Annotated in this window: 25 protein-coding genes and 1 pseudogene; 20 read left to right on the forward strand and 6 right to left on the reverse strand. The window is 68.5% G+C overall.

Going from position 1 to position 20,907, the window contains the following annotated elements; genetic code table 11:
- Nucleotides 1-80: 80 nt before the first annotated feature.
- On the forward strand, nucleotides 81-608 hold the full coding sequence (locus tag WKF39_RS04545) for a hypothetical protein (RefSeq protein WP_340386039.1): 528 nt from the start codon (nucleotides 81-83) through the stop codon (nucleotides 606-608).
- Between the two features lie 80 nt (nucleotides 609-688).
- On the opposite strand, the gene WKF39_RS04550 is transcribed toward WKF39_RS04545, so the two are convergent.
- Complete coding sequence (locus WKF39_RS04550) at nucleotides 689-1,435, reverse strand: MerR family transcriptional regulator (protein WP_340386040.1); 747 nt, start codon at nucleotides 1,433-1,435, stop codon at nucleotides 689-691.
- A 63-nt stretch (nucleotides 1,436-1,498) separates the two neighbouring features.
- Between WKF39_RS04550 and WKF39_RS04555 the strand changes: the two genes are divergently transcribed.
- From WKF39_RS04555 to WKF39_RS04580, 6 genes are all read left to right on the forward strand, one after another.
- Nucleotides 1,499-2,047, forward strand: a complete 549-nt coding sequence (locus WKF39_RS04555; protein ID WP_340386041.1) for a YqgE/AlgH family protein — start codon at nucleotides 1,499-1,501, stop codon at nucleotides 2,045-2,047.
- 23 nt (nucleotides 2,048-2,070) lie between these two features.
- Nucleotides 2,071-2,337: a DUF3039 domain-containing protein gene (locus WKF39_RS04560; protein ID WP_340386042.1), complete on the forward strand. Its 267-nt coding sequence runs from the start codon at nucleotides 2,071-2,073 to the stop codon at nucleotides 2,335-2,337.
- Nucleotides 2,327-4,018, forward strand: a complete 1,692-nt coding sequence (locus WKF39_RS04565; protein ID WP_340386043.1) for a DEAD/DEAH box helicase — start codon at nucleotides 2,327-2,329, stop codon at nucleotides 4,016-4,018. Before WKF39_RS04560 ends, WKF39_RS04565 begins: the two co-directional genes overlap by 11 nt.
- Before the next feature lie 66 nt (nucleotides 4,019-4,084).
- Nucleotides 4,085-5,029: an alpha/beta hydrolase gene (locus WKF39_RS04570; protein ID WP_340386044.1), complete on the forward strand. Its 945-nt coding sequence runs from the start codon at nucleotides 4,085-4,087 to the stop codon at nucleotides 5,027-5,029.
- 53 nt (nucleotides 5,030-5,082) lie between these two features.
- Nucleotides 5,083-5,964 (forward strand): oxygenase MpaB family protein, encoded by an 882-nt coding sequence (locus tag WKF39_RS04575; RefSeq protein WP_340386045.1) that lies wholly within the window; start codon nucleotides 5,083-5,085, stop codon nucleotides 5,962-5,964.
- A 45-nt stretch (nucleotides 5,965-6,009) separates the two neighbouring features.
- Nucleotides 6,010-7,047 (forward strand): LLM class flavin-dependent oxidoreductase, encoded by a 1,038-nt coding sequence (locus tag WKF39_RS04580; protein ID WP_340386046.1) that lies wholly within the window; start codon nucleotides 6,010-6,012, stop codon nucleotides 7,045-7,047.
- On the opposite strand, the gene WKF39_RS04585 is transcribed toward WKF39_RS04580, so the two are convergent.
- Nucleotides 7,044-8,336, reverse strand: coding sequence for a GNAT family N-acetyltransferase (locus tag WKF39_RS04585; RefSeq protein ID WP_340386047.1), 1,293 nt, complete (start codon nucleotides 8,334-8,336; stop codon nucleotides 7,044-7,046). The two genes, WKF39_RS04580 and WKF39_RS04585, sit on opposite strands and share 4 nt — an antisense overlap.
- 334 nt (nucleotides 8,337-8,670) lie before the next feature.
- Here WKF39_RS04585 and clpS point away from each other — a divergent pair, with 334 nt between their 5' ends.
- The 3 genes from clpS to WKF39_RS04600 all read left to right on the forward strand — a co-directional run bounded on the left by clpS (nucleotide 8,671) and on the right by WKF39_RS04600 (nucleotide 10,132).
- Nucleotides 8,671-8,967, forward strand: coding sequence for an ATP-dependent Clp protease adapter ClpS (clpS, locus tag WKF39_RS04590; RefSeq protein WP_340386048.1), 297 nt, complete (start codon nucleotides 8,671-8,673; stop codon nucleotides 8,965-8,967).
- 25 nt (nucleotides 8,968-8,992) lie between these two features.
- Nucleotides 8,993-9,571, forward strand: a complete 579-nt coding sequence (locus WKF39_RS04595; protein WP_340386049.1) for a DUF2017 domain-containing protein — start codon at nucleotides 8,993-8,995, stop codon at nucleotides 9,569-9,571.
- Nucleotides 9,572-9,781: 210 nt separating this feature from the next.
- Complete coding sequence (locus WKF39_RS04600; protein WP_340386050.1) at nucleotides 9,782-10,132, forward strand: hypothetical protein; 351 nt, start codon at nucleotides 9,782-9,784, stop codon at nucleotides 10,130-10,132.
- A 434-nt stretch (nucleotides 10,133-10,566) separates the two neighbouring features.
- Here the strand turns inward: WKF39_RS04600 and WKF39_RS04605 are convergent, their stop codons facing one another.
- The gene (locus tag WKF39_RS04605) at nucleotides 10,567-11,154 is read right to left on the reverse strand and encodes a TetR/AcrR family transcriptional regulator (protein ID WP_340386051.1); all 588 of its coding nucleotides are present in this window, start codon (nucleotides 11,152-11,154) and stop codon (nucleotides 10,567-10,569) included.
- 126 nt (nucleotides 11,155-11,280) lie between these two features.
- On the opposite strand from WKF39_RS04605, the gene WKF39_RS04610 reads away from it, so the two are divergent.
- The 8 genes from WKF39_RS04610 (at nucleotide 11,281) to WKF39_RS04645 (ending at nucleotide 17,108) form a co-directional block, all read left to right on the forward strand.
- Nucleotides 11,281-11,742 (forward strand): M67 family metallopeptidase, encoded by a 462-nt coding sequence (locus WKF39_RS04610; RefSeq protein ID WP_340386052.1) that lies wholly within the window; start codon nucleotides 11,281-11,283, stop codon nucleotides 11,740-11,742.
- Nucleotides 11,742-12,020: a MoaD family protein gene (locus tag WKF39_RS04615; protein ID WP_340386053.1), complete on the forward strand. Its 279-nt coding sequence runs from the start codon at nucleotides 11,742-11,744 to the stop codon at nucleotides 12,018-12,020. The genes WKF39_RS04610 and WKF39_RS04615 overlap by 1 nt, the downstream gene beginning before the upstream one ends.
- 1 nt (nucleotide 12,021) lies before the next feature.
- Nucleotides 12,022-12,969, forward strand: a complete 948-nt coding sequence (locus tag WKF39_RS04620) for a cysteine synthase (RefSeq protein WP_340386054.1) — start codon at nucleotides 12,022-12,024, stop codon at nucleotides 12,967-12,969.
- Between the two features lie 71 nt (nucleotides 12,970-13,040).
- Nucleotides 13,041-14,018: a ribose-phosphate pyrophosphokinase gene (locus WKF39_RS04625; protein WP_340386055.1), complete on the forward strand. Its 978-nt coding sequence runs from the start codon at nucleotides 13,041-13,043 to the stop codon at nucleotides 14,016-14,018.
- A 94-nt stretch (nucleotides 14,019-14,112) separates the two neighbouring features.
- A complete protein-coding gene (murI, locus tag WKF39_RS04630) occupies nucleotides 14,113-14,919 on the forward strand; it encodes a glutamate racemase (RefSeq protein WP_340386056.1) in 807 nt (268 codons plus the stop codon).
- Nucleotides 14,916-15,677 (forward strand): MBL fold metallo-hydrolase, encoded by a 762-nt coding sequence (locus WKF39_RS04635; protein ID WP_340386057.1) that lies wholly within the window; start codon nucleotides 14,916-14,918, stop codon nucleotides 15,675-15,677. The genes murI and WKF39_RS04635 overlap by 4 nt, the downstream gene beginning before the upstream one ends.
- 88 nt (nucleotides 15,678-15,765) lie before the next feature.
- Complete coding sequence (rph, locus tag WKF39_RS04640) at nucleotides 15,766-16,485, forward strand: ribonuclease PH (RefSeq protein WP_340386058.1); 720 nt, start codon at nucleotides 15,766-15,768, stop codon at nucleotides 16,483-16,485.
- Nucleotides 16,482-17,108, forward strand: a complete 627-nt coding sequence (locus WKF39_RS04645) for a non-canonical purine NTP pyrophosphatase (RefSeq protein ID WP_340386059.1) — start codon at nucleotides 16,482-16,484, stop codon at nucleotides 17,106-17,108. The genes rph and WKF39_RS04645 overlap by 4 nt, the downstream gene beginning before the upstream one ends.
- Here WKF39_RS04645 and WKF39_RS04650 read toward each other — a convergent pair.
- The 3 genes from WKF39_RS04650 to WKF39_RS04660 form a co-directional block, all read right to left on the reverse strand.
- Nucleotides 17,105-17,812 (reverse strand): SGNH/GDSL hydrolase family protein, encoded by a 708-nt coding sequence (locus tag WKF39_RS04650; RefSeq protein WP_340386060.1) that lies wholly within the window; start codon nucleotides 17,810-17,812, stop codon nucleotides 17,105-17,107. The two genes, WKF39_RS04645 and WKF39_RS04650, sit on opposite strands and share 4 nt — an antisense overlap.
- Before the next feature lie 132 nt (nucleotides 17,813-17,944).
- Nucleotides 17,945-18,409, reverse strand: a complete 465-nt coding sequence (locus WKF39_RS04655) for a tRNA (cytidine(34)-2'-O)-methyltransferase (RefSeq protein WP_340386061.1) — start codon at nucleotides 18,407-18,409, stop codon at nucleotides 17,945-17,947.
- 1 nt (nucleotide 18,410) lies between these two features.
- Nucleotides 18,411-19,631, reverse strand: a complete 1,221-nt coding sequence (locus tag WKF39_RS04660) for a benzoate/H(+) symporter BenE family transporter (RefSeq protein ID WP_340386062.1) — start codon at nucleotides 19,629-19,631, stop codon at nucleotides 18,411-18,413.
- Nucleotides 19,632-19,647: 16 nt separating this feature from the next.
- Here WKF39_RS04660 and WKF39_RS04665 point away from each other — a divergent pair, with 16 nt between their 5' ends.
- Nucleotides 19,648-20,073, forward strand: a complete 426-nt coding sequence (locus WKF39_RS04665) for an SRPBCC family protein (RefSeq protein ID WP_340386063.1) — start codon at nucleotides 19,648-19,650, stop codon at nucleotides 20,071-20,073.
- Nucleotides 20,074-20,143: 70 nt separating this feature from the next.
- Nucleotides 20,144-20,883, forward strand: a pseudogene (locus WKF39_RS04670) (SDR family NAD(P)-dependent oxidoreductase).
- Nucleotides 20,884-20,907 lie beyond the last annotated feature (24 nt).

Genomic DNA, 20,907 nt, shown 5'->3' on the forward strand with positions numbered 1-20,907 from the left:
CGGGTCGAGCATCGAACATACTGAGAGTACGTACCGAGGGTATGGAACCTTCGATTCGACGGAACAGAAAGGAGCACACCATGACCTGGGATGCTTATAACCGTCGCAAGGAAACACTGCGTGACATGCTCGCGATTGCTGACCTGCAGCGCGATGTCACGCTGACCGAACTGCTCGACACGGTCGACGGAGCCCGCGAGGCCTTCGCGAACGAGACCGAGCTCCTCTTCGACCTCCAGATGACGTGGTTCCAGCGCCTCAGCGGCCAGATGGATCGCCTTGTCACCGAGGGCGTCGAAGCCCCCGAGCTGATGGCCGTCACAGCATGGGTCAACGCCGCCGCAGAGATGCCCGGCGCCCGCACCCTGCTCGACGCCCACAGCACCGAGCCCGCGCTCCGCAAGGCCCGCGTCAAGGAGCACTCGTTCCTCGCCGCATCGGCCGGAGTGCCGATGGACCACCCGGATCTCACGGGTCACGGTCGCCGCATCATGGACTCCGCTCGCGAGTCCGTGGCGGTCGCCGCCCCGATCGACCGCGAGATCGAGCCGCACGCCGAGCCGCACACCGGGCTCATCGCAAGGCTCCGCAGCGTCATCGCTGCCTGAGATCTGGACCCAGCCACCCCGTCTGGCGCCTCTCCCTCCCTCCCTCGGCGCCGGGCGGGGTTATCTCATGTCCGGCGGGCTCACGCCCCGGCGATGCCGGTGATCTGCTCGCCTACCTCGACGTCGATCGCGTCGCGGAACTCGCTCCGGAAGATGCCGAGCGTCACCTGACTCGCGATGGGCAGGAGGCTCTCCACGACGCTGATGACTCGCGGCCAATCCTCTTCGGGGAAGCCCGCGTCGACGAACGGCTGGACGACCTCCTTGACCACCTCGCGAACGAAGACGTCCGCGATCGTGCGCAGGTGTGACCGTAGGAGTGGAAAGACCGCGATCACGGTCTCGGGAGCCAGGCCGAGGGTCACGGCCGCGGCTCCGGCGCGCACGACCGCCGGTTCGACCAGACGCACGCGGTCGCTGTCGAGCTTTTCGACGAGTCCGAGCCCGACGAGCGACTCGATCAGGGTGTCGTCGCGGTGCACGCCGGCGAGAGCGGCGAGATCGTCGCGCGACATGATCTCCGGCTCCGACGTGTCCGGCTGGTCGAGGATCGTGATGAGGTCGAGGGCGTGGCCCGCCGCATTGTGCGGAGCGTGCAGGACCGCCTTCTCGATCGCCGCGAGGGTGAACCCGCGCTCCAGCAGCTGGCGGATCAGCTGAAGGCGCTGGAGGTGCTCCCGGTTGTAGAAGCCCGTACGCCCAGCGAGCCGGGGTGCCTCGATGAGACCGCGACTCGCGTAGGCGCGAACATTGCGGACCGTCATCTGAGCTCGAGCGGCGAGCTCGTCGACGGTGTACTCGTCGCCGGTGGGGGCGTCCTCTGACATGCACGAATCATAGGGGTCTCGGCAATCCGCGCCCCGTGTGGATGCAGGAGGCATCATGGATGCATGGACACGCTGCGAGGCAGGTTGCTGGTGGCCACCCCGGCCATCGAGTCGGGCCCGTTCCTGCGCAGCGTCGTCTTCGTGCTCGACCACGACGCGGACGGTGCGCTCGGCGTCATCGTCAACCGACCACTCGATTCCGAGGTCGACGACGTCCTGCCGGACTGGGCCGGTCTCGTCAACGCCCCGGTCTGCCTGTTCGACGGCGGGCCCGTCGCGATGGACTCCGCGCTGGCGCTCGGCGTCATAGCCGATGTCGCACCCCCGCTCGGCTGGCGACAGATGTCCGGGCGGGTGGGGCTCGTCGACCTCGAGGGACCGTTGCCCGGCAATGGCGAGTTCGCCGGACTGCGTGTGTTTGCCGGCTATGCGGGCTGGGGTGCCGATCAGCTCGAGGCCGAGCTCGAGGAGGGTGCCTGGCTCGTCGTGGACGCTCTCGACACCGACCTGATCTCACCGCAGCCGGAGACCCTGTGGCGCGAGGTGCTCAGGCGCCAGGACAGCGATGTCAGGTTCTGGACGACATTCCCCGACGACCCCTCCGCCAACTGAGCGCGAGTCGTTAGACTCTGGGTGTGGCTTTCTTCGGGCGAGGTGCAGAGACGGTTGTCGACGAGCGTACTGACCTGCGCACCGAAGACGGTGACCACGAGAAGTTCTCGCACTACGTCCCCAAGGACGATCTGACCGAGGCGATGATCATGGGACTTCCCGTGATCGCACTGTGCGGCAAGGTGTGGATCCCCAGCCGCGATCCCGAGCGATTCCCGCTGTGCCCTGAGTGCAAGGACATCTGGGAAAGCCTCAGCGACGACGAGGGGGACCCCTCGGGTGACGCGTAGCCAGCACCTCCGGGTCTGGCAACGTGAGGCACTCGAGCTCTACCAGCGCGCTCAGCCGCGCGACTTCCTCACGGTTGCCACGCCGGGAGCCGGCAAGACCACCTTCGCCCTGACGATTGCGGCGGACCTGTTGGCCCGGGGCGTCGTCGAGCGAGTCGTCATCGTCACGCCGACCGACCACCTCAAGACGCAATGGGCGCTGGCCGCCTCCGGGATCGGCATCACCCTCGACCCCGCACTCGCCGGGCAGGGCGTGCTCGGATCGGACTTCCAGGGCTTCGCCGTGACCTATGCGGGACTCGCGGTCAATCCCAACGCCTATCGCGCGCGCATCGAGCACCGGTCGACGATGGTGATCCTCGACGAGGTCCACCACGCGGCCGACGCGCTGTCGTGGGGTGACGCAGTGCAGGAGGCCTGCGAGCCGGCCGTTCGGCGGCTCGCCCTGACCGGCACGCCATTTCGGTCCGACGACAACCCGATCCCGTTCGTGACGTATGCCCCGCAGGTTGACGGGACCATGACGAGCGTCGCCGACTTCTCCTACGGCTATGGCCACGCGCTCAGGGACCGGGTCGTGCGCCCGGTGCTGTTCATGGCGTACTCGGGGCAGATGCACTGGCGCACTCGCGCCGGTGACGAGGTGGCCGCGCGGCTCGGTGAGCCGCTGGACCGAGCCGCGACGGCGCAGGCCCTCCGCACCGCCCTGGACCCTCACGGTTCGTGGATTCCCGAGGTCCTGACGGCCGCGCACACCCGGCTGATGGAGGTCAGGCGCGACGTGCCGGACGCCGGCGGCCTCGTGATCGCCAGCGATCAGGACACCGCGCGTCAGTATGCCGCGGTGCTGGCGGACATCACGGGTGCGCAGCCGACCATCGTGCTGTCCGACGAGACCGGGTCGAGCGCGCGCATCGCCGACTTCTCGGCCGGCATGACGCCATGGATGGTTGCGGTCCGCATGGTCAGCGAGGGCGTCGACATCCCGCGCCTGTCGGTCGGTGTCTACGCCACGACGACCGCGACGCCGCTCTACTTCGCGCAGGCGGTCGGCCGATTCGTCCGCGCCCGCCGCAAAGGTGAGACCGCGTCGATCTTCGTCCCGAGCGTCCCGGCGCTGCTCGCGCTCGCGGCCGATCTCGAGGCTCAGCGCGATCACGTCATCGGCCGTCCCGTCAAGGACGAGGCGGACCTGTTCGCGGCCGAGGCAGAGCTGATCGCCAAGGCCAACGAGGACCAGGGCGCCTCGGACCAGCTGGGCGAATACCGTGCGCTCGGCAGCGACGCCTCGTTCGACCGGTTGGTCTATGACGGCGGCGAGTTCGGCTACGACTCCTTGTCGGACGATGACGGTGAGCTCGACTTCCTCGGCATACCGGGTCTGCTGGACCATGACCAGGTCGCGGAGCTGCTGAGGACCTCGCGCGCCAAGCGGGCCAAGGCCGGGGGAGCGGTTGCGCGACCCGAGGCCGATGTGGCATTCGAGCGGCGCAGTGAGCTGCGGCGCGAGCTGCACGCCTTGGTCGGAGCGTGGCACCATCGCACAGGCGCGCCCCACGGCGTCACGCACAACAGGCTGCGCCATCAGTGCGGCGGGCCCGCTGCCACGCAGGCATCATCGGCCCAGCTGCAGGAGCGCATCGACGCCTTGCGCGCGTGGGCGCTCAAGGCCTCGGGTTAGTCCGATCTCCTCGGGGGTCATGGGTCAACCGGGGGCCGTTGGACCACGAACGGCTACGCTCGCGCCGTGACCTCCTCCATGGCCCCGCGCACGCGGGTCTTCGCGGCCCTCCTGCGGCTGAGCGAGAAGGGCATCGAGGACGTCGTCGACCTCGAAGACCACCGTGCGAAGCGGGCCGCACTGCAGCAGTCGCTGATCGGGCGGTTCGTCTTCGGTCGCATCGACACGGGTGCGACCACCGAGCAGATCGTGGTCGGCGACGGGAGCCGGGCGGTGGTCCACCGTCCACGAGGCGCCATCAGTCCATTGCCGTGCGTCCTCAACTTCCACGGGGGCGGCTGGGTGCAGGGCAACCCCGAGCAGTCCGGCTGGTTGGCGAGCCGGGTCGCGATGCGCAACAACGCCGTCGTGATCTCACCGGCATACCGGCTCGCGCCGGAGCATCCCTTCCCCTCGGGCGTCGAGGGTTGCTGGGACACGCTGCGGTGGGTCGTCGCACATGCCGACGACCTGGGCATCGATCCCCAGCGCATCGCGGTGATGGGTGACAGCGCAGGGGGCAATCTCGCGGCGGTCGTGGCCCTGCTGGCGCGGGACGCCGGCGATCCCGAGCTCCGCGCCCAGGTGCTGATCTATCCCGGCACCGAGATGTACGACCGCTGGCCATCGGAGGACCGTCACGCCGAAGCGCCCGTGCTGACGTCGAAGAACATGCGGGCCTTCGCCCGGCTCTACATGGGGTTGCGCTACGGCGACGAGGACTTCCGCGCCTCGCCGATCCGCGCGACCTCGCACGCCGGGCTGCCCAAGACCTTCATCCTGACCGCAGAGCTGGACCCGTTGCTCGACAACGGTGCCTACTACCGTGACGCGCTGGTAGCTGACGGAGTTCCGGTCCGCTACGTCGAGTACGACGGGGCGCTGCACGGTTTCTTGAGCCTGCCGGGTGTGGTGCCGGTCGCCCGACAGGCCCTCGACGACATCGTCGACTTCCTGGGCCAAACCCTCTAGGCCCTGGCCTCAGAATCATTGTGACAGCGATGCTGTCACGGTATGGTCGGCGGATGCGACGAGACCATTGGCAGCGCAAGATCGCCGAGCTCGATCCGGAGACCCAGTTCGAGGAGATTTCCCGGCTGGCGGTCTACCACGAGTTCCCGTGGGACTACCAGCAGGCCCTGAGCTTCGCGCTCTTCCGGACATACGCGGTGCCGTCGATCGGGCGGCTTCTGTTCGACACCGGCGAATTCGTCGAACGCACCCAGAAGCGCCACGACGACACCGCGCTGGTGCTGGAGACTGTGCTGTCCGCCGGCATCGAGTCCAGGGACGGGCGCGCCGCAGTTCGCCGAATGAACCAGATGCACGGCAGCTACGACATCTCGAACGAAGACATGCGCTACGTCTTGGCGACCTTCGTCGTCGTGCCACAGCGTTGGCTCCGCGACTACGGCTGGCGTGACTCCAGCGAGATCGAGATCGCCGCCGGGCTCCGCTACTACCAGCGCCTCGGCGAGCTGATGGGCATCAAGGATCTTCCCGAGGACTTCGCGGGATTCGAGGCGTTGATGGACGCCTACGAGATCGAGCACTTCACCCCTGACCCCAAGACCCGAGCGGTGGCCGAGGCGACACTGGAGCTGCTCATCTCGTTCTATCCGCGCATCCTGGCCAGGCCGGTCGAGGTCTTCAGTCGGGCGCTGATGGACGATCGGCTGCTGGCTGCCTTCGAGTTCAAGCGGCCGCCGCGCCTCGTCGTCGCGCTGGCCCGCGGTGGGCTCAGGCTGCGGGGCCGGATCGAGCGATTCATGCCGCCTCGGCGCACACCCAGGTTTGCCACGGATCTCAACCGGATCCGGACCTATCCGGGTGGGTTCATGGTCGAGCGGCTCGGCACCTTCCCTGCGACGATGCCCGAGATCACGCAGGAGTCGCCCACGGCCTGAGCCACGGCCGGGAAGCATCGGTGCGGAGTGCGCGTTGCAACCCGTGTGAGACTTTCCGTTCTGGACCTCGTCCCCGTACGCACCGACCAGTCGACCGGTGACGCCCTCGCCGCCACGGTGTCGTTGGCCCAGGTCGCCGACCGCCTTGGTTTCACTCGCTACTGGGTTGCCGAGCATCACAACATGCCGGCTGTCGCGGCGACCTCGCCCCCGGTACTGATCGGCATCCTGGGCGCCCACACCGAGCGGATCCGGCTCGGCTCGGGTGGCGTCATGCTGCCCAATCACGCACCGCTGGCCGTCGCGGAGCAGTTCGCGCTGCTCGAGGCCGCCTCGCCGGGTCGCATCGATCTGGGTATCGGCCGCGCACCCGGCTCGGATCCCGTCACGTCGATGGCACTCCGGGGAGCGGCGGGTCGTGACGACACGGACATCGAGAACTTCCCGCAATATCTGGACGACGTCGTCGCGCTGATGGGTGCAGGCGGTGTCCGCGTCGCGGTGCCGCGCCAGAACTACGTCCTCAAGGCCACCCCTGCTGCGACGAGCGAGCCGCGCATGTGGCTCCTCGGCTCCTCGATGTACTCCGCGCACCTCGCGGCAGCCAAAGGCCTCCCGTATGTTTTTGCGCACCACTTCGCCGGGCGTGGCACTGCGGAGGCCCTCGAGGCCTATCGGTCGGAGTTCCAGCCGAGCGAAGCGGCATCCGAGCCGGTCACCTTCCTCACGGTCAACGCCTCGGTGGCCGAGACCGAGCAGGAGGCAGAAGCGCTGTTGCTGCCCAACCTGCACCTGATGGCCAAGCTGCGGACCGGCCAGCCGCTCACGGCGGTCGAGCTGGTCGAGGACGCCGAGGCGCTGCCGCTGCATCCGCAGACCACCGGGCTCATCGAGGCGGGCAGGAGGCAGGCCGTCGTGGGGACGCCCGACCAGGCGGCGACCCAGATCCGTGACCTGGCAGCGGAGTTCGGCGTCGACGAGGTCATGGTCAACCCGGTCGCATCGGCCCGGCGGGGGACCGATCCGCGTACGGCTCCGGGACGCGAACAGACCCTCGAGCTGCTCGCGAAGGAGCTGCTCTAGAACCAGATGCTGAGCCAGGCTGCAACCGGCGACCGGAACATCGCCTCGAGCCGCGTGGCATCGCCGGTGAGGCGCCCCGCTGCAGTGAGCGTCGCAGGGGACACCCCGCCGAGGTAGATCGCGCCGAGCTCCTGGGCCGTCATGCGCACATCGGGTGGATCCTCGGTCACCGAGACCGCGGCCGCACCGCTCTCATCGACCTCGAGCGACCACGTGCCCTCGGCGAAGCCGAGGGGATCGGTGACCTCCAGCACCACGCGTCCCGGCGCGGCGAACGTGCGGGCCTGCAGTGCGGCGGGCACGTCCAGCACGCGGAGCCACAGATGGTCCAGCTCGGCGACCTTGACGGAGCGGAAATCCGAGACCATCCACCGCACTGGCTCGTCGACGGGGCGCAGGTGCGCAACGACCTCGGACACCAGATCCATCTCGAGGACGAAGCGCCACAGTGCGGCGTAGGCATCGTCGGTCGCGGTCACGAGGTGCAGCAAGTCCAGCCGATACTGGGTGAAATCGGCAGGGTTCTCGGTCAGCTTGAAGACCGCGAACCCCTGCAGGTCGCCAGCGGAGTCGTCGCAACGCACCAGGCGCAGCTTCTTGGCGTCCTCGTCGCCGACCATCAGTCCGAGCTGGCGATCCCACAAGATCCCGTCGTAGGACATCTGTCCGGGGGTGGCGAGGCGCACCCGCTCGACCAGGGCGAGCCCTTCGTCGCGCAGCTGGTCGGTGGAGACGAAGTGCACTCGTCCGGTCGACACCGGTCCGGTCCACGCGGCACGACGGGTGTCGATCGTGAGGTCTCGGGCCAGTGCCGCCGGTCCGAAGCCGAACCGCCCGTAGATCGTCGATTCGGACACCGTCAGGGCCGCGATCGGCAGGCCCAGCTCATGGGCGGTGCGCAGCTCGGCCTCCAGAAGCGCGCGGGCGAGGCCGTGGCGCCGATGGGTGGGCGCCACGGTGACTCCGCTGATGGCCCACGCTGAGACCGATCGCCGGCCGGGCACCGTGATCTCAGTGGGCCACGCCTCGCTGGTGGCGACCGGGGCGAATGGCTCCGCGACGGTGCCGTCCCAGACCCCCGTCAGGCGGCGGCCACCGACATAGCTCCGTCTCTGCTCGATGGCTTCGTCGGTCTCGACGCTGCTGTGGAATCCGCGAGACTCCGCGCGCGCCCAAGCGGCGTAGGCATCGGGGTCGGCGGTGTCCACCAGGTCAAGCCGCAGGTTGTCGGTGCGGAGTCGCTCGCGGGAAGTCGGATCGACGGGAAGGGTGAGGTGATCGGTGCCCATGAACTCAGGCTATCCAGCCACTCAGGCTATTGAGCCACTCAGGCTATCCAGCGCCGAGGACAACCCGACCGCCCGCAGCCGCGGCCACTCTTCCAGCAGCCGTCACCGGCAGTTCATCGCGTGCTGGGCGGGAGTTGTGCGGCCACTGGCATGGTCATGCACATGTCCGAGGTCATCCTGCCCTCACGCCTGACCTTGCTGGTCCGGTCGGTGGCCCGCCCCGCCCTGGCCGGCGTCATCGCCGGTGCGGTGGCCGCAGCCATCGCACCAACTGCCTGACCGGACCGCCGCGTCCCGGTTTCGTCCCGACTGCTGCCTGCGCCACAATGGGCAGGTGAGCACCCCGGCCCCCGTCGAGATCGCTGAGCCCGACGTCGAAAGCGTTGTGGAGCTCGAGGATCCGTGGGTCACGATCGTGTGGAACGACCCGGTCAACCTGATGTCCTACGTTGCCTATGTGTTCCGCAACTACTTCGGCTACACCGACGAGAAGGCCCACGAGCTGATGCTCGCGGTCCACCAGGAGGGGAAGGCCGTGGTCTCCAGCGGCAGCCGCGAGCAGATGGAGCGGCATGTGCAGGCCATGCACGAGTATGGCCTGTGGGCCACCCTCGAGAGGCAGGATGCCTAGTGCTGACGCAACCATCGAGTGAGCTGTGAAGCCGTTCAAGAAGCGACGCCGTGGCGGCATCACCGCGACCTTCGAGTCCGGCGAGGCCCACCTCCTCGCAAGCCTGTCAGGACAGGTCGTCGAGCTGTTGCGCGACCGCAATGGCGCAGAGGAGTCGACTGCGGACCCGCTGGCCGCGCAGCTCGGCATGGGCGGCCCCTCGCTCCCACCGGAGGATCCGGTGCTTCGACGGCTGTTGCCCGACGCCTATCAGGACGACGAAGAGGACGCCGCCGAGTTCCGCCGGTTCACCGAACGCTCGCTGACTTCGGCCAAGGTGCACAACGCCGAGGCGTTGATCGGCTCGCTGGTCGACGGCGGTCTGACCTTCGGTGCGGCGCCTGACGAGGTGCCCGTCGAGGTCGAGCTGGACGAGGACGAGGTCCAGGCCTGGCTGCGCGCGCTGACGGACGTACGTCTGTCCCTCGCGGTGCGCCTCGGGATCGAGGACGACGACGACGCGCTGCTGGTCGCGCAGTCCGAGGACGAGGCGATCGCGGCGATGTCCGACATCTACGACTGGCTCGGCTACGTGCAGGAGACCTTGGTCGCTGCCTTGGGTTGACTCTCGCAAGGCAGAGCGCGGTCGTGATGACCGGGCCGCCCGGCCACGTGTGACGGGTTCGGGCAGGTCCGCAGATGGGTCACGCGGTCTGCTCGAGGTCGCTGAGCTGCCCTGCGAGCAGGAACGCGACGACCTCACGGAGCACGGCCTCGTCCGCAGCAGCCGGCGGTGACCTAGGCCCTGCGTCGTGGACAGGCGGGCACCCGGCCAGTGTTCGACGAGCTGGTGCGCCCTGGCATACGGAGCCTCACGATCGCCGCGGTCGTGGATGACCAGCAGCTCGGGAGGTTCGATCGCCGCGGCGATCCGCAGGAGGTCCACATCCTCCACGTCCATTCCGACGCGGGCCTTGGCCAGGCGCTTGATGCGCGAGAGGGTGCGGGGTCCGAAGCCGAGCGCTGTTTGGAGGACGGGAAGATGGTCGGCCAGGCGCACCATCGGGGCGATGAGAACCAGGCGATCCGTGCCCAGCCATCCGTGTTGCAGCGCGAGTCCCGTGGCGGGCCCGCCCACGGAGTGGGCGACCACAGCGTGCGCCGGGCCGTGCAGGGCCGCGACTGAATCGAGCGCCTGGCCCATCTCGACGGCGTGACTGATCGTGGGACCGTGCGCCCCCGGGTCGGAGTCGCCGTGGCTCGGTGCGTCATGCGCAACCACGGTGAACCCTGACGCGACGAGCGGGAAGACCAATGGGGCGAGCTGCGCGGCATTGCCACCCCAGCCGTGGACCAGATAGACGACCGGTCCAGAACCCCAGTGGTGGCCCCGAACCGTGGCGGGTCCGAAGGTCACCGCGAAGGGTGACCCACCCGGTGGGACCACGCCTGGGGGGATCTTCGGCAGGGTGAACCACAACCGGTCCGCCCAGCGCGCGCCGAGCGCGGGCGCGGCCAGCTCCAAGCCGCGGAAAAGGAAGCGGGTGGCGGTTCGAGACATACGAACGGTCGTGCTTTTTTGGGAGGATGAAATGGTCATGATCGATCCTTCTGTGATGGTCAGGCGGAAGTGCGGGCGATGATTGAGTCGAACGCGCGATGCACGCGCTCGGGGGCACGCGGATCTTGGAGCATGCGTGAGGCGTGCTGGTGGGCAAGGGTCAGGGCGTGAAGCTCATAGGCCACCTGATGCACGTCGGTGTCGGCGCGGAGCTGCCCTTCGCTGACGGCCGCGGCGGTGACCGTGGCGATCAACTCGAGCCAGTCGAGCTCATCGCGGACCAGCGCGTCGCGGACCGGGCCGGGTCGGTCGTCGAGCTCGCTGCACGCCGCGACGAACAGGCACCCGCCGTCCTCGAACGCCTCGGACCAGGCGAGCCAGCCGTCGAAGAGTGTACGTAGACGGGCGATCCCGCGGGGGGCACTGAGTGCCGGCCGAATCACGCGGTCGACGAAGCGTTCCCGGGTGTGTCGCAGGATCTGGATCTGCAGGGCTTCCTTGGACGCGAAGTGGGCATAGAGGCCACTCTTCGACATCCCTGTATGCGCGGCCAGCTGTCCGATCGTCATGCCGGTCAGGCCGACCTTCGCGGCAAGCGTCGTCGCCTCGGTCAAGATCGCCTCGCGGGTTTCCTGGCCTTTGGACATACGACATGTATAGCACGATCGTGCTTTTCAGTCGAGCGCGGCCCGGCAGCGTCCATGGCGATCGACCGCTGTCTCAGCGGACGGCCGAGACTGCGAAGCCGGGCGTTGGCCGGATAAACTCAGCGGGTGCTGACCATCGACCAGGCCACGCATGACGCGATCATCGCGCACGCGCGGGAGGACCACCCGGACGAGGCCTGCGGCATCGTCGCCGGGCCGATCGGCTCCGACCTGCCCGCACGCTTCATCCCGATGCTCAACGCAGCGATGTCACCGACGTTCTACGAGTTCGATTCCGGCGACCTGCTCAAGCTCTACCGTGACATGGACGACCGCGACGAGGAGCCCGTCGTGGTCTACCACTCCCACACCTCGACCGAGGCCTATCCCTCGCGCACCGACATCGATCTCGCCGGGGAGCCCGGTGCCCACTACGTCCTCGTCTCGACCCGCGAAGGCGCCGATCTGGGCGGCCCGGTCGACTTCCGGTCCTACCGGATCGTAAACGGTGAGGTCACTGAGGAAGAAGTTCGCGTCGTCGAGGCTTATACAGACGTAGCAGCAACCCAAGAGAAGGCAGATCACTGATGGCCATCGAGGTCCGCATCCCCACCATCCTGCGCACCTACACCGGCGGTGAGCGCGCCGTGGAGGGCAGCGGTGCCACCGTGACCGAGCTGATCGACAAGCTCGAGGCCGATCATGCGGGCATCAAGGACCGCCTGCTCGACAACGGTGAGGCGCGCCGGTTCGTCAACATCTATGTCAATGACGAGGACATCCGGTTCACCGGCGGCCTCGACACCGCGGTCGCTGACGGTGACACCGTGGTGATCCTGCCGGCTGTGGCCGGCGGCGCACGCTGACATGCGCTTCGACTCCCTGATCGACTCCGTCGGCGGCACCCCGCTCGTCGGGCTCCCGGCGCTCTCGCCGACCCCGGACGTACGCCTGTGGGCCAAGCTCGAGGACCAGAACCCGACCGGGTCGATCAAGGATCGCGCGGCGCTCGGCATGATCCTGCGTGCCGAGAAGGAGGGTCTGCTCCAGCCAGGCGCGACGATCCTTGAGCCGACCAGCGGCAACACCGGGATATCGCTCGCGATGGTCGCCAGCCAACGCGGCTATCCGCTCGTGTGCGTCATGCCGGAGAACACCTCGATCGAGCGCACCCAGCTGCTCTCGATGTGGGGCGCCCGGATCATCCCCTCACCCGCGGCGGGCGGCTCCAACGAGGCGGTGCGGGTTGCCAAGCGCATTGCTGGCGAGAATCCCGACTGGGTCATGCTCTATCAGTACGGCAACCCGGCCAATGCCGACGCGCACTACGAGGGCACTGCGCCCGAGATCCTCGCCGATCTGCCGGAGATCACGCACTTCGTCGCCGGGCTCGGCACCACCGGGACCCTGATGGGCGCAGGCCGCTACTTCCGCGAGCACAAGCCGGACGTGCGCATCGTGGCCGCCGAGCCGCGCTACGGCGAGCTGGTCTACGGCCTGCGCAACCTCGACGAAGGCTTCATCCCGGAGCTCTACGACGCCTCGATGATCGACTCGCGATTCTCGGTCGGCCCCCGCGACGCCGTGCGCCGGGTCCGTGAGCTCATCGCGACCGAGGGCATCTTTGCCGGCATCTCGACCGGCGCGATCCTGCACGCGGCGCTGGCGCAGGCCGCGAAGTGTGTCAAGGCCGGCGAGTCGGCGGACATCGTCTTCGTGGTGTGCGACGGAGGATGGAAGTACCTCTCGACCGGGGCCTACGAGGGCACCCTCGACGAGGCTGAGGACCGGCTCGACGGGCAGCTCTGGGCCTGATCGCCATCAGCTGGCGCCAACTTCTGCCGCAACACGTATCGCCGCAGGGATCTCTCGGCTAGCCTCGTCCCGTGAGTCAGATCGTGGTCTTCTCCGGGACGGCCCACCGCCCCCTCGCCGAGAAGATCTGCTCCGAGCTCGGCCAGCCGATCTCGGCGTCGGACACCATCAGGTTCAGCAACGACTGCCTGCAGGTCCAGCTCCTGGCCAATTGCCGCCGCAAGGATGTCTACATCATCCAGCCGCTGGTGCCACCGACGCAGGACCACCTGATGGAGCTCCTGCTCATGATCGACGCGGCCCGGGGCGCCAGCGCGTCCTCGGTCACTGCGGTCATCCCGCACTACGCGTATGCCCGCTCGGACAAGAAGGATGCCTCCCGCATCTCGATCGGGGGCCGACTCGTCGCCGACATGCTGACGACCGCGGGCGCCGACCGGGTCGTCACGATGACGCTCCACGCTCCACAGGTGCACGGTTTCTTCAGCGTCCCGGTGGACCATCTGACCGCGATCGGTGAGCTCGCCGACTACTACCGCAACCGCGATCTCAGCAACACCGTCGTGGTCTCTCCGGATCTGGGCAACGCCAAGACCGCATCGCTGTTCGCCCGCCTGCTCGGCGTGCCGGTCGCGGCCGGCAGCAAGCAGCGCCAGGCCGACGACAAGGTCGTGATCGACGCGATCGTCGGCGACGTGGCCGGCCGGACCGCGATCGTCCTCGACGACGAGATCGCGACCGGCGGCTCGATCATCGAGCTCATGAACAAGCTGGAGGAGGAGGGATGTGTCGAGGCCTCGGTTGCCTGCACGCACGGCCTCTTCACCGGCAAGGCCGTCGAGCGCCTGCGCAATCACCCTGCAATCACCGAAGTCGTCACGACCGACACCGTGCCGCCGCCGGCCGACTGGCCCGAGCTGCAGGTGCGCTCGGTGGCCGGGCTGTTCGCCGAGGCGATCGCCCGGATCCACGCCGGCGAGTCGGTCTCATCGCTGTTCGACGGCGTCGACCCGGCGCACGCACCGCCGCAGCCCAAGCTGCCGCTGTGACTCATCGACATACCGTCGGACTGCAACCGGGCTCACACGTGATCTGCGGCCCGTTAGGTTGCCGTAACCCCCTGTACACGTAGGCTTTTCGGTTGTGAGCAATGCGCCCGTCGGCATCTTCGACTCCGGCTTCGGAGGTCTGACCGTCGCACGCGCAGTTCTGGACCAGCTGCCGCACGAGCCGGTGCTCTATCTCGGCGACACCGCGCGGCAGCCGTATGGCCCCAAGCCCATCTCCGAAGTGCGTGAATATGCCCTCGACTGCCTCGACCACCTGGTCGCTCAGGGCGTCAAGGCGCTGGTCATCGCATGCAACTCGGCCAGCGCGGCGGTCCTGCGCGACGCCCGCGAGCGTTATGACGTACCGGTCGTCGAGGTCATCGTCCCGGCGACCCGGCGCGCCGTCAGCGCGACCCGCAACGGCACGATCGGCGTGATCTGCACTGCGGCGACCGCGACGTCACGAGCCTACGACGATGCGTTTGCGGCCAATCCCGGCATCACGCTGCACACGCAGGCCTGCCCGGCGTTCGTCGATCTCGTGGAGGCTGGCGTCACGAACGGCCCCGAGCTGCTGGCTGCGGCCGAGGGCTACCTCCAGCCGCTGCTCGACCTGCGGGTCGACACGCTTGTGCTGGGTTGTACGCACTACCCGCTGCTGACCGGCGTACTGTCCTACGTCATGGGCGACGGCGTCACGTTGGTCTCGAGCGCGGAGGAGACGGCCAAGGACGTGTATGCCCTGTTGATGCGTGAAGGCCTCGAGCGCGACCAGGCCCTGCCGGCACCGACCCACCGCTTCTTGACGACGGGCCGTCCCGAGAAGTTCCGAGAGCTCGGCCGCCGGTTCCTCGGCCCCGAGATCGAGACGGTCGACCAATTCGCGTGGGTGACGGTGTGAAGCTCACCGTGATCGGATGCGCCGGGTCGTTCGCAGGTCCCGACTCGCCCGCGAGCTGCTATGTCGTCGAGGCCCCGTTCGAGGGCCGGACCTACCGGCTGCTGGTCGACCTCGGCAGCGGGGCGTTCGGCCCGTTGCAGCGGCACAGCACGATCCGCGACCTCGACGCGGTGGCGCTGTCCCACCTGCACGCGGATCACTGCTTCGACATGTCGGGCCTCTACGTCGTCAGCAGATATCACCCGGACGGCGCGTTCGACCAGATCCCGGTCCTGGCGCCCGAGGGGGCAGGAGACTTCCTCGTCGGGGCCTACGGTGCCGAAGAGGATCGCGGCATGCGCGAGCAGTTCGCCTTCAAGGCCTGGCAGGACGGGGCCACGGTCCAGCTCGGGCCGTTCGCCATCACCGCCGCGCTGGTCAACCACCCGGTCCCCGCATTCGCGATGCGCATCGCCACGGCGACGCATTCGTTGGTCTACTCCGGTGACACCGGTCCCACCGATGCGCTCGCCGACCTCGTCGAGGGCGCCGATCTGTTCCTGTGCGAGGCGTCGTTCGTCGAGTCGGGCGAGAACCCGCCGAACCTGCACCTCACGGGCGCCGAGGCTGGCTCCTACGCGACTCGCGGAGGCGTCGGGCGGCTCCTGGTCACGCACATCCCCACGTGGACGGACCGCGCCGAGGTCGAGTCCGATGTCAAGAGCACCTGGGACGGGCCCTACGAGCTGGTGACGGCCGGCTCGACCTACCAGCTCTGACCCCGCGGCACTCAGGACCGATGTCGCTGCGTTCCGGTGGCAGGGACCACACAAACGCAGCAAGATCGGTCCACCGTAGGCTCGCGGCATGACCCGCGAAGATGGCCGCAGTGCCGATCAGCTCCGACCCGTGACCATCACCCGCAACTGGCTCGACCACGCGCAGGGGTCGTGCCTCATCGAGTTCGGCAAGACCAAGGTGTTGTGCGCCGCGAGCGCGAGTGAAGGCGTGCCACGCTGGCGCAAGGGCTCGGGTCTCGGCTGGGTCACCGCCGAGTACGCGATGCTGCCCCAGGCCACGCACGACCGGTCCGCCCGCGAGTCCGTCAAGGGACGCATCGGCGGTCGTACGCACGAGATCTCCCGCCTTGTCGGGCGGTCGTTGCGCGCGGCGATCGACTACAAGGCGCTCGGCGAGAACACCATCACGATCGACTGCGATGTGCTGCAGGCCGACGGTGGCACCCGTACCGCCGCGATCACGGGGGCCTATGTCGCACTGGCTGACGCCGTGGAGCACCTGCGTTCCAAGGGTGCGCTGGCCGGCGAGCCGCTCGTCGAGTCGGTCGCTGCGATCAGCGTCGGCATCATCGACGGCGTCCCGCTGCTCGACCTCCCGTACGTCGAGGACGTCCGCGCCGAGACGGACATGAACGTCGTGATGACGGGCACTGGCAAGTTCATCGAGGTACAGGGCACCGCCGAGGGTGCGCCGTTCGACAAGGCCGAGCTCGACGCGCTGCTCGAGCTCGCGGCCAAGGGCTGCGTCGACCTGACCGGTCTGCAGAACGCCGCACTCGCCCGATGAGCCGACCCGAGGTGAGGCAGGTCGTGCTGGCTTCCAACAACGCCAAGAAGCTCGCCGAGCTACGTCGCATCCTCGAGCCGCTCGTCCCGGGAATCGAGGTCCTGGGCCTCTCCGATGTCGCACCCTACGACGAACCGGCCGAGACCGAGCCGACCTTCGAGGGCAATGCGCTGATCAAGGCCCGGGCGTGCCTCGCAGTCACCGGGCTGCCCTCGCTCGCGGATGATTCGGGCCTCTGCGTCGACGCACTCAACGGTATGCCCGGCGTCCTGTCGGCCCGCTGGTCCGGTGTGGCCAAGGACGCCGGGGGAGACGCCGCCAACAACGCCCTGCTGCTGAGTCAGCTCTCGGACGTGCCGGCAGAGCGCCGCACGGCCCGGTTCCGATGTGCGGTGGCACTGTGTACGACCGAGGGCGTAGAGGTCGTCGAGCTCGGCGAGATGAGCGGGCGGCTCCTGGGGGCCGAGCAGGGCGAGGGCGGCTTCGGCTACGACCCGTTGTTCGTCGCTGACGGTTACGACGTCTCGACCGCACAGCTCCCCGCGGGGGAGAAGGATCGCATCAGCCACCGCGGCAAGGCGTTGACCGCGATCGCTCCGGCGATCGTCGCTGCGCTCAGCTAGCGCCCGCTGTCGAGCCCGCGGATGACCCGCCGGGCGATCGCGAGGCTGCCTTTGCGGTTGGGGTGCACGCCGTCGATGACCCGCTGGCCCGTCAGCGCCCCGTGGGTGCTGATGAACTGCATGCCATGGTTCTTGGCCTGTGCCTGGATGATCGCGGTGACGCGGGCTCCGTTGCCCGGATCGAGCGGTCCCCAGGGAGGCCCGAGCACGACGATCCGGGTCGATTGGGGCAAGAACGTCCGTAGGGTGTCGAGATAGCGGTCGACGGCGTGCTCGATCTCGGCGTCTGTCGCGGTGAAATGGCGACCGTCCCGGCAGATCGACCAGTCGTTGCGGCCACCCTCGACGATGAGGATCGACGGAGCCGGTCCGGCATACGCATCAGACCGGTCGATGAAGGTGTCGCCCGCACACACGCCGCCGGATCGCAGGTAACCCGATCCGGACTGCGCGTGTGTCGTGACCTCGGCGTGGAAATGATCGCCGGCCATGCTCCACCAGCCCTGCTCGGCGTCGCCGGGCCGGTCGTTGTAGCGCGCCGTGATGGAGTCACCGACCACGGTGATCCCGTCCGGCGCGATTCGCGATACGGCGACACGCGCGTCACCTGTGGCGCCCTGCCAGGCGACGAACGGAGCGGTCAGCATCACCGCGATCAGCGCAACGACGATCGACCGGCGGATGGTCGTCCTGGACATCGTCATCCCGCGCTTTCTCCCTTGGCGTGGACGCAACTCTAGGGTGGATTTGTTGTCTGCAAGGACCAAATCGCCAGGCCTGGGCCCGAAAATCACCGAGCCGTCCCTGGTTGCCCCCGAAGCGCCCCGTTCGGGTGATCAGTCCGGCAGCGCGAAACCCTGCTGGCGCCAGGCCTCGAAGACCGCGACCGAGGCGGAGTTGGCGAGATTCATCGATCGCCTGCCAGGCAGCATGGGGAGGCGTACGCGCGCGGTCACGCGAGAGTCCGCGAGCACCTCGGGGGGCAGCCCGGTGGGCTCGGGTCCGAACATGAGGACGTCACCTGGCTGATAGGTGACGTCCGTGTAGAGCACGTCACCGGATGCCGTGAACGCAAGGACGCGAGACGGATGGAGGGCCGCAAGGGCGGCGTCGAGGTCCGGGTGGACCGTGACGACCGCGAGATCGTGATAGTCCAGCCCGGCACGTCGCAGCTTGGACTCCTCGAGGTCGAAACCGAGGGGTTCGACGAGGTGGAGCTCGGCACCGGTGACTGCGGCGAGCCGGATCGCGGCGCCGGAGTTGCCCGCTATGCGGGGCTCGAAGAACAGGATGCGAAACATGTCAGCGAACCCTCCTGGGATGCCAGTCGATCAGGGCGTGGACCGCGAGCCCCGCGACGATGGCCCACGCGGCTGAGCCGATGCCGTACGGCGTGAGGCCAGACGCGGCGACGAGGAATGTCACGATGGCCGCCTCCCGGCCCTTGCGCTGGGACATCGACCCCTCGAGCGAGTCCGCGAGCGTGCTGAGCAGCGCCAGGCCGGCCACAGCCGCGATGACCCCGGCCGGGGCGATCGCCACGAGCGCCGCGAGGGCGGCAGAGCCCACGGCCAGCACGACGTACGTCAGTCCCGCCGACTGCGCAGCAATCCATCGGCGAGTCGGGTCAGGCCCGGCATCCGGGCCCGCTGCGAGAGCGGCGCTGAGGGCGGCGAGGTTGACCGAATGCCCGCCGGCGGTCGCGCCGGCGATCGTGGCGACGCCGGCAGTGACGATCGAGTCGCGCCACGGTACGTCATATCCGAGCGACTTCATGATCGCGATGCCGGGCACGTTCTGTGACGCCATCGTGACGATGTAGAGCGGCAGGGCGATCGCGACGATGGCCTCCCAGGTCCAGGAGGGCGCCGTCAGTGACAGCTCGGGGACCAATGAGGACGAAGCGATGCCCTCGCCTCGGCGGATCATTCCGACGCCGATCACGATCCCCGCTGCGACGAACGCGGCCGGCACCGCCCAGCGCGGCGACACCCGCAGACCCACCAGCCACACCAGCACGATCGGCACGACTGCGCCGGGGTTGTCGACCACGCTGACGACCGGCGCGAGGCAGAGCTGGAGGATCGCGCCGGCCAGCATGGCCTGGGCGATCGGCGCCGGGATCCGGGCGATGAGCCGGCCGAGGGCAGGCCACAGGCCCGTGAGGACGTACGCCACACCGGTGACGATGAACGCGCCCACCGCCGCGGACCAGCCGCCGTCGGCCGGACCCATCCCGGCGAGGAGCGCGACCCCGGGAGTCGACCACACGAGCACGATCGGCATCCGGTGGCGGCGGCTGAGCCAGAACATGCCGACCGCCTGGGTCACGCAGAGCGCGAGCAGGCCCGACGCGGCCTGGCTGGGGGTCGCGCCAACAGCTGACAGGCCAGTGAGGACCACCGCGAATGCGCTGGTGTAGCCGACGATGGCTGCGATGATCCCGGCGCTGACCGGCTGCTGCAGATCTGAGCGGCTCATCCGCGCCTCGAGACCGCGCTCTGCCGCTCCATGGGAATTCACCCTAGACTCACCTCTCATGGCCTCACCTCAGCGCGTCCACGTCACGCACACCTACACGTCCGATCCCGCTACGGTGTTCGAGAAGCTCTCCGAGCACGAGAACCTCGGACCGGTCTTCGGCGCCAAGATCAAGCGGGTGTGCGATGGAGACACGTCCCGAAATGGGGCTGGCTCCACGCGCAGCCTCAAGATCGGACCGCTGCCGGCGTTCCAAGAGACCACGACCAGGGCCGACCCGCACAGCCTGATCGAGTACAAGATCAGCAAGGGTGGGCCGCTTCGCGGCCACTGGGGCGTCCAGAAGCTGACGCCCACGGCCGACGGCGGGACGACCTTGGACTACACGATCGGCTTCGACGCACCGGTGCCCGGGATGGCTCCTGTTGTCGGCAAGATCCTGACCGCATCGATCAAGAAGGGTCTGCCCAAGCTGGCTCCGTGACATCTCGCCGACGCGTCTGAACGGCCGAATTGCGCCAGCGCTGGCCGAGCGCGCGATTCACGATGGATGCATGACGATCACACAGCAGGCATCCCCGACCATTGCACTCGTGACGGGGGCCAATCGCGGTCTCGGCCTGGCCACAGCCCGGCTTCTCGCCGAGGGCGGAGCAACCGTGTTGCTCGGTGCCCGGAACGCGGCGAAGGCCGAGGTGGCCGCCGCGCGTCTGCGTGATCAGGGCCTGAACGCGTGGCCGCTGGCCCTTGACGTGCTGCGGCCCAGCAGGTTGAGCGCGAGCACGGCCGACTCGACGTCCTGGTCAACAATGCCGGCATCCTGCCCGAGGCAACCGCCCCTGCACCCGAGGAGCCGCTCGACCTGGCGTTGTTCCGTGCGACCTTCGACACCAACGTGTTCGGAGCGGCAGCGGTGTCACAGGCCTTCCTTCCGCTGCTGAGGGCATCGAAGGCCGGTCGCATCGTCAATGTCTCGAGCCGCATGGGCTCGCTGGCCGACCAGATGGATCCGACCTCGCCGTATGCCGGCATGGTCCTGCCGGCATACCAAGCCTCCAAGGCGGCGCTCAACGGCCTCACGGTCGCCTTGGCCAAGACCTTGAGCGACACGCCGATCCGGGTCAACTCGGTGTGCCCGGGTTGGGTCCAGACAGACCTCGGTGGTCCCGACAACCGCGCTGCGGCGCCGACACCGGCCGCGGATGCGGCACGGACGGTCGTCGACCTGACACTCATTCCACAGGGCGGGCCGACCGGGACGTTCGTCGATCTGGACGGCCCCGTCCCCTGGTGACAGGCACACGGCCACTCATCCGTG

It is taken from the genome of Aeromicrobium sp. (genome assembly GCF_037719875.1).
Lineage (GTDB): Bacteria > Actinomycetota > Actinomycetes > Propionibacteriales > Nocardioidaceae > Aeromicrobium.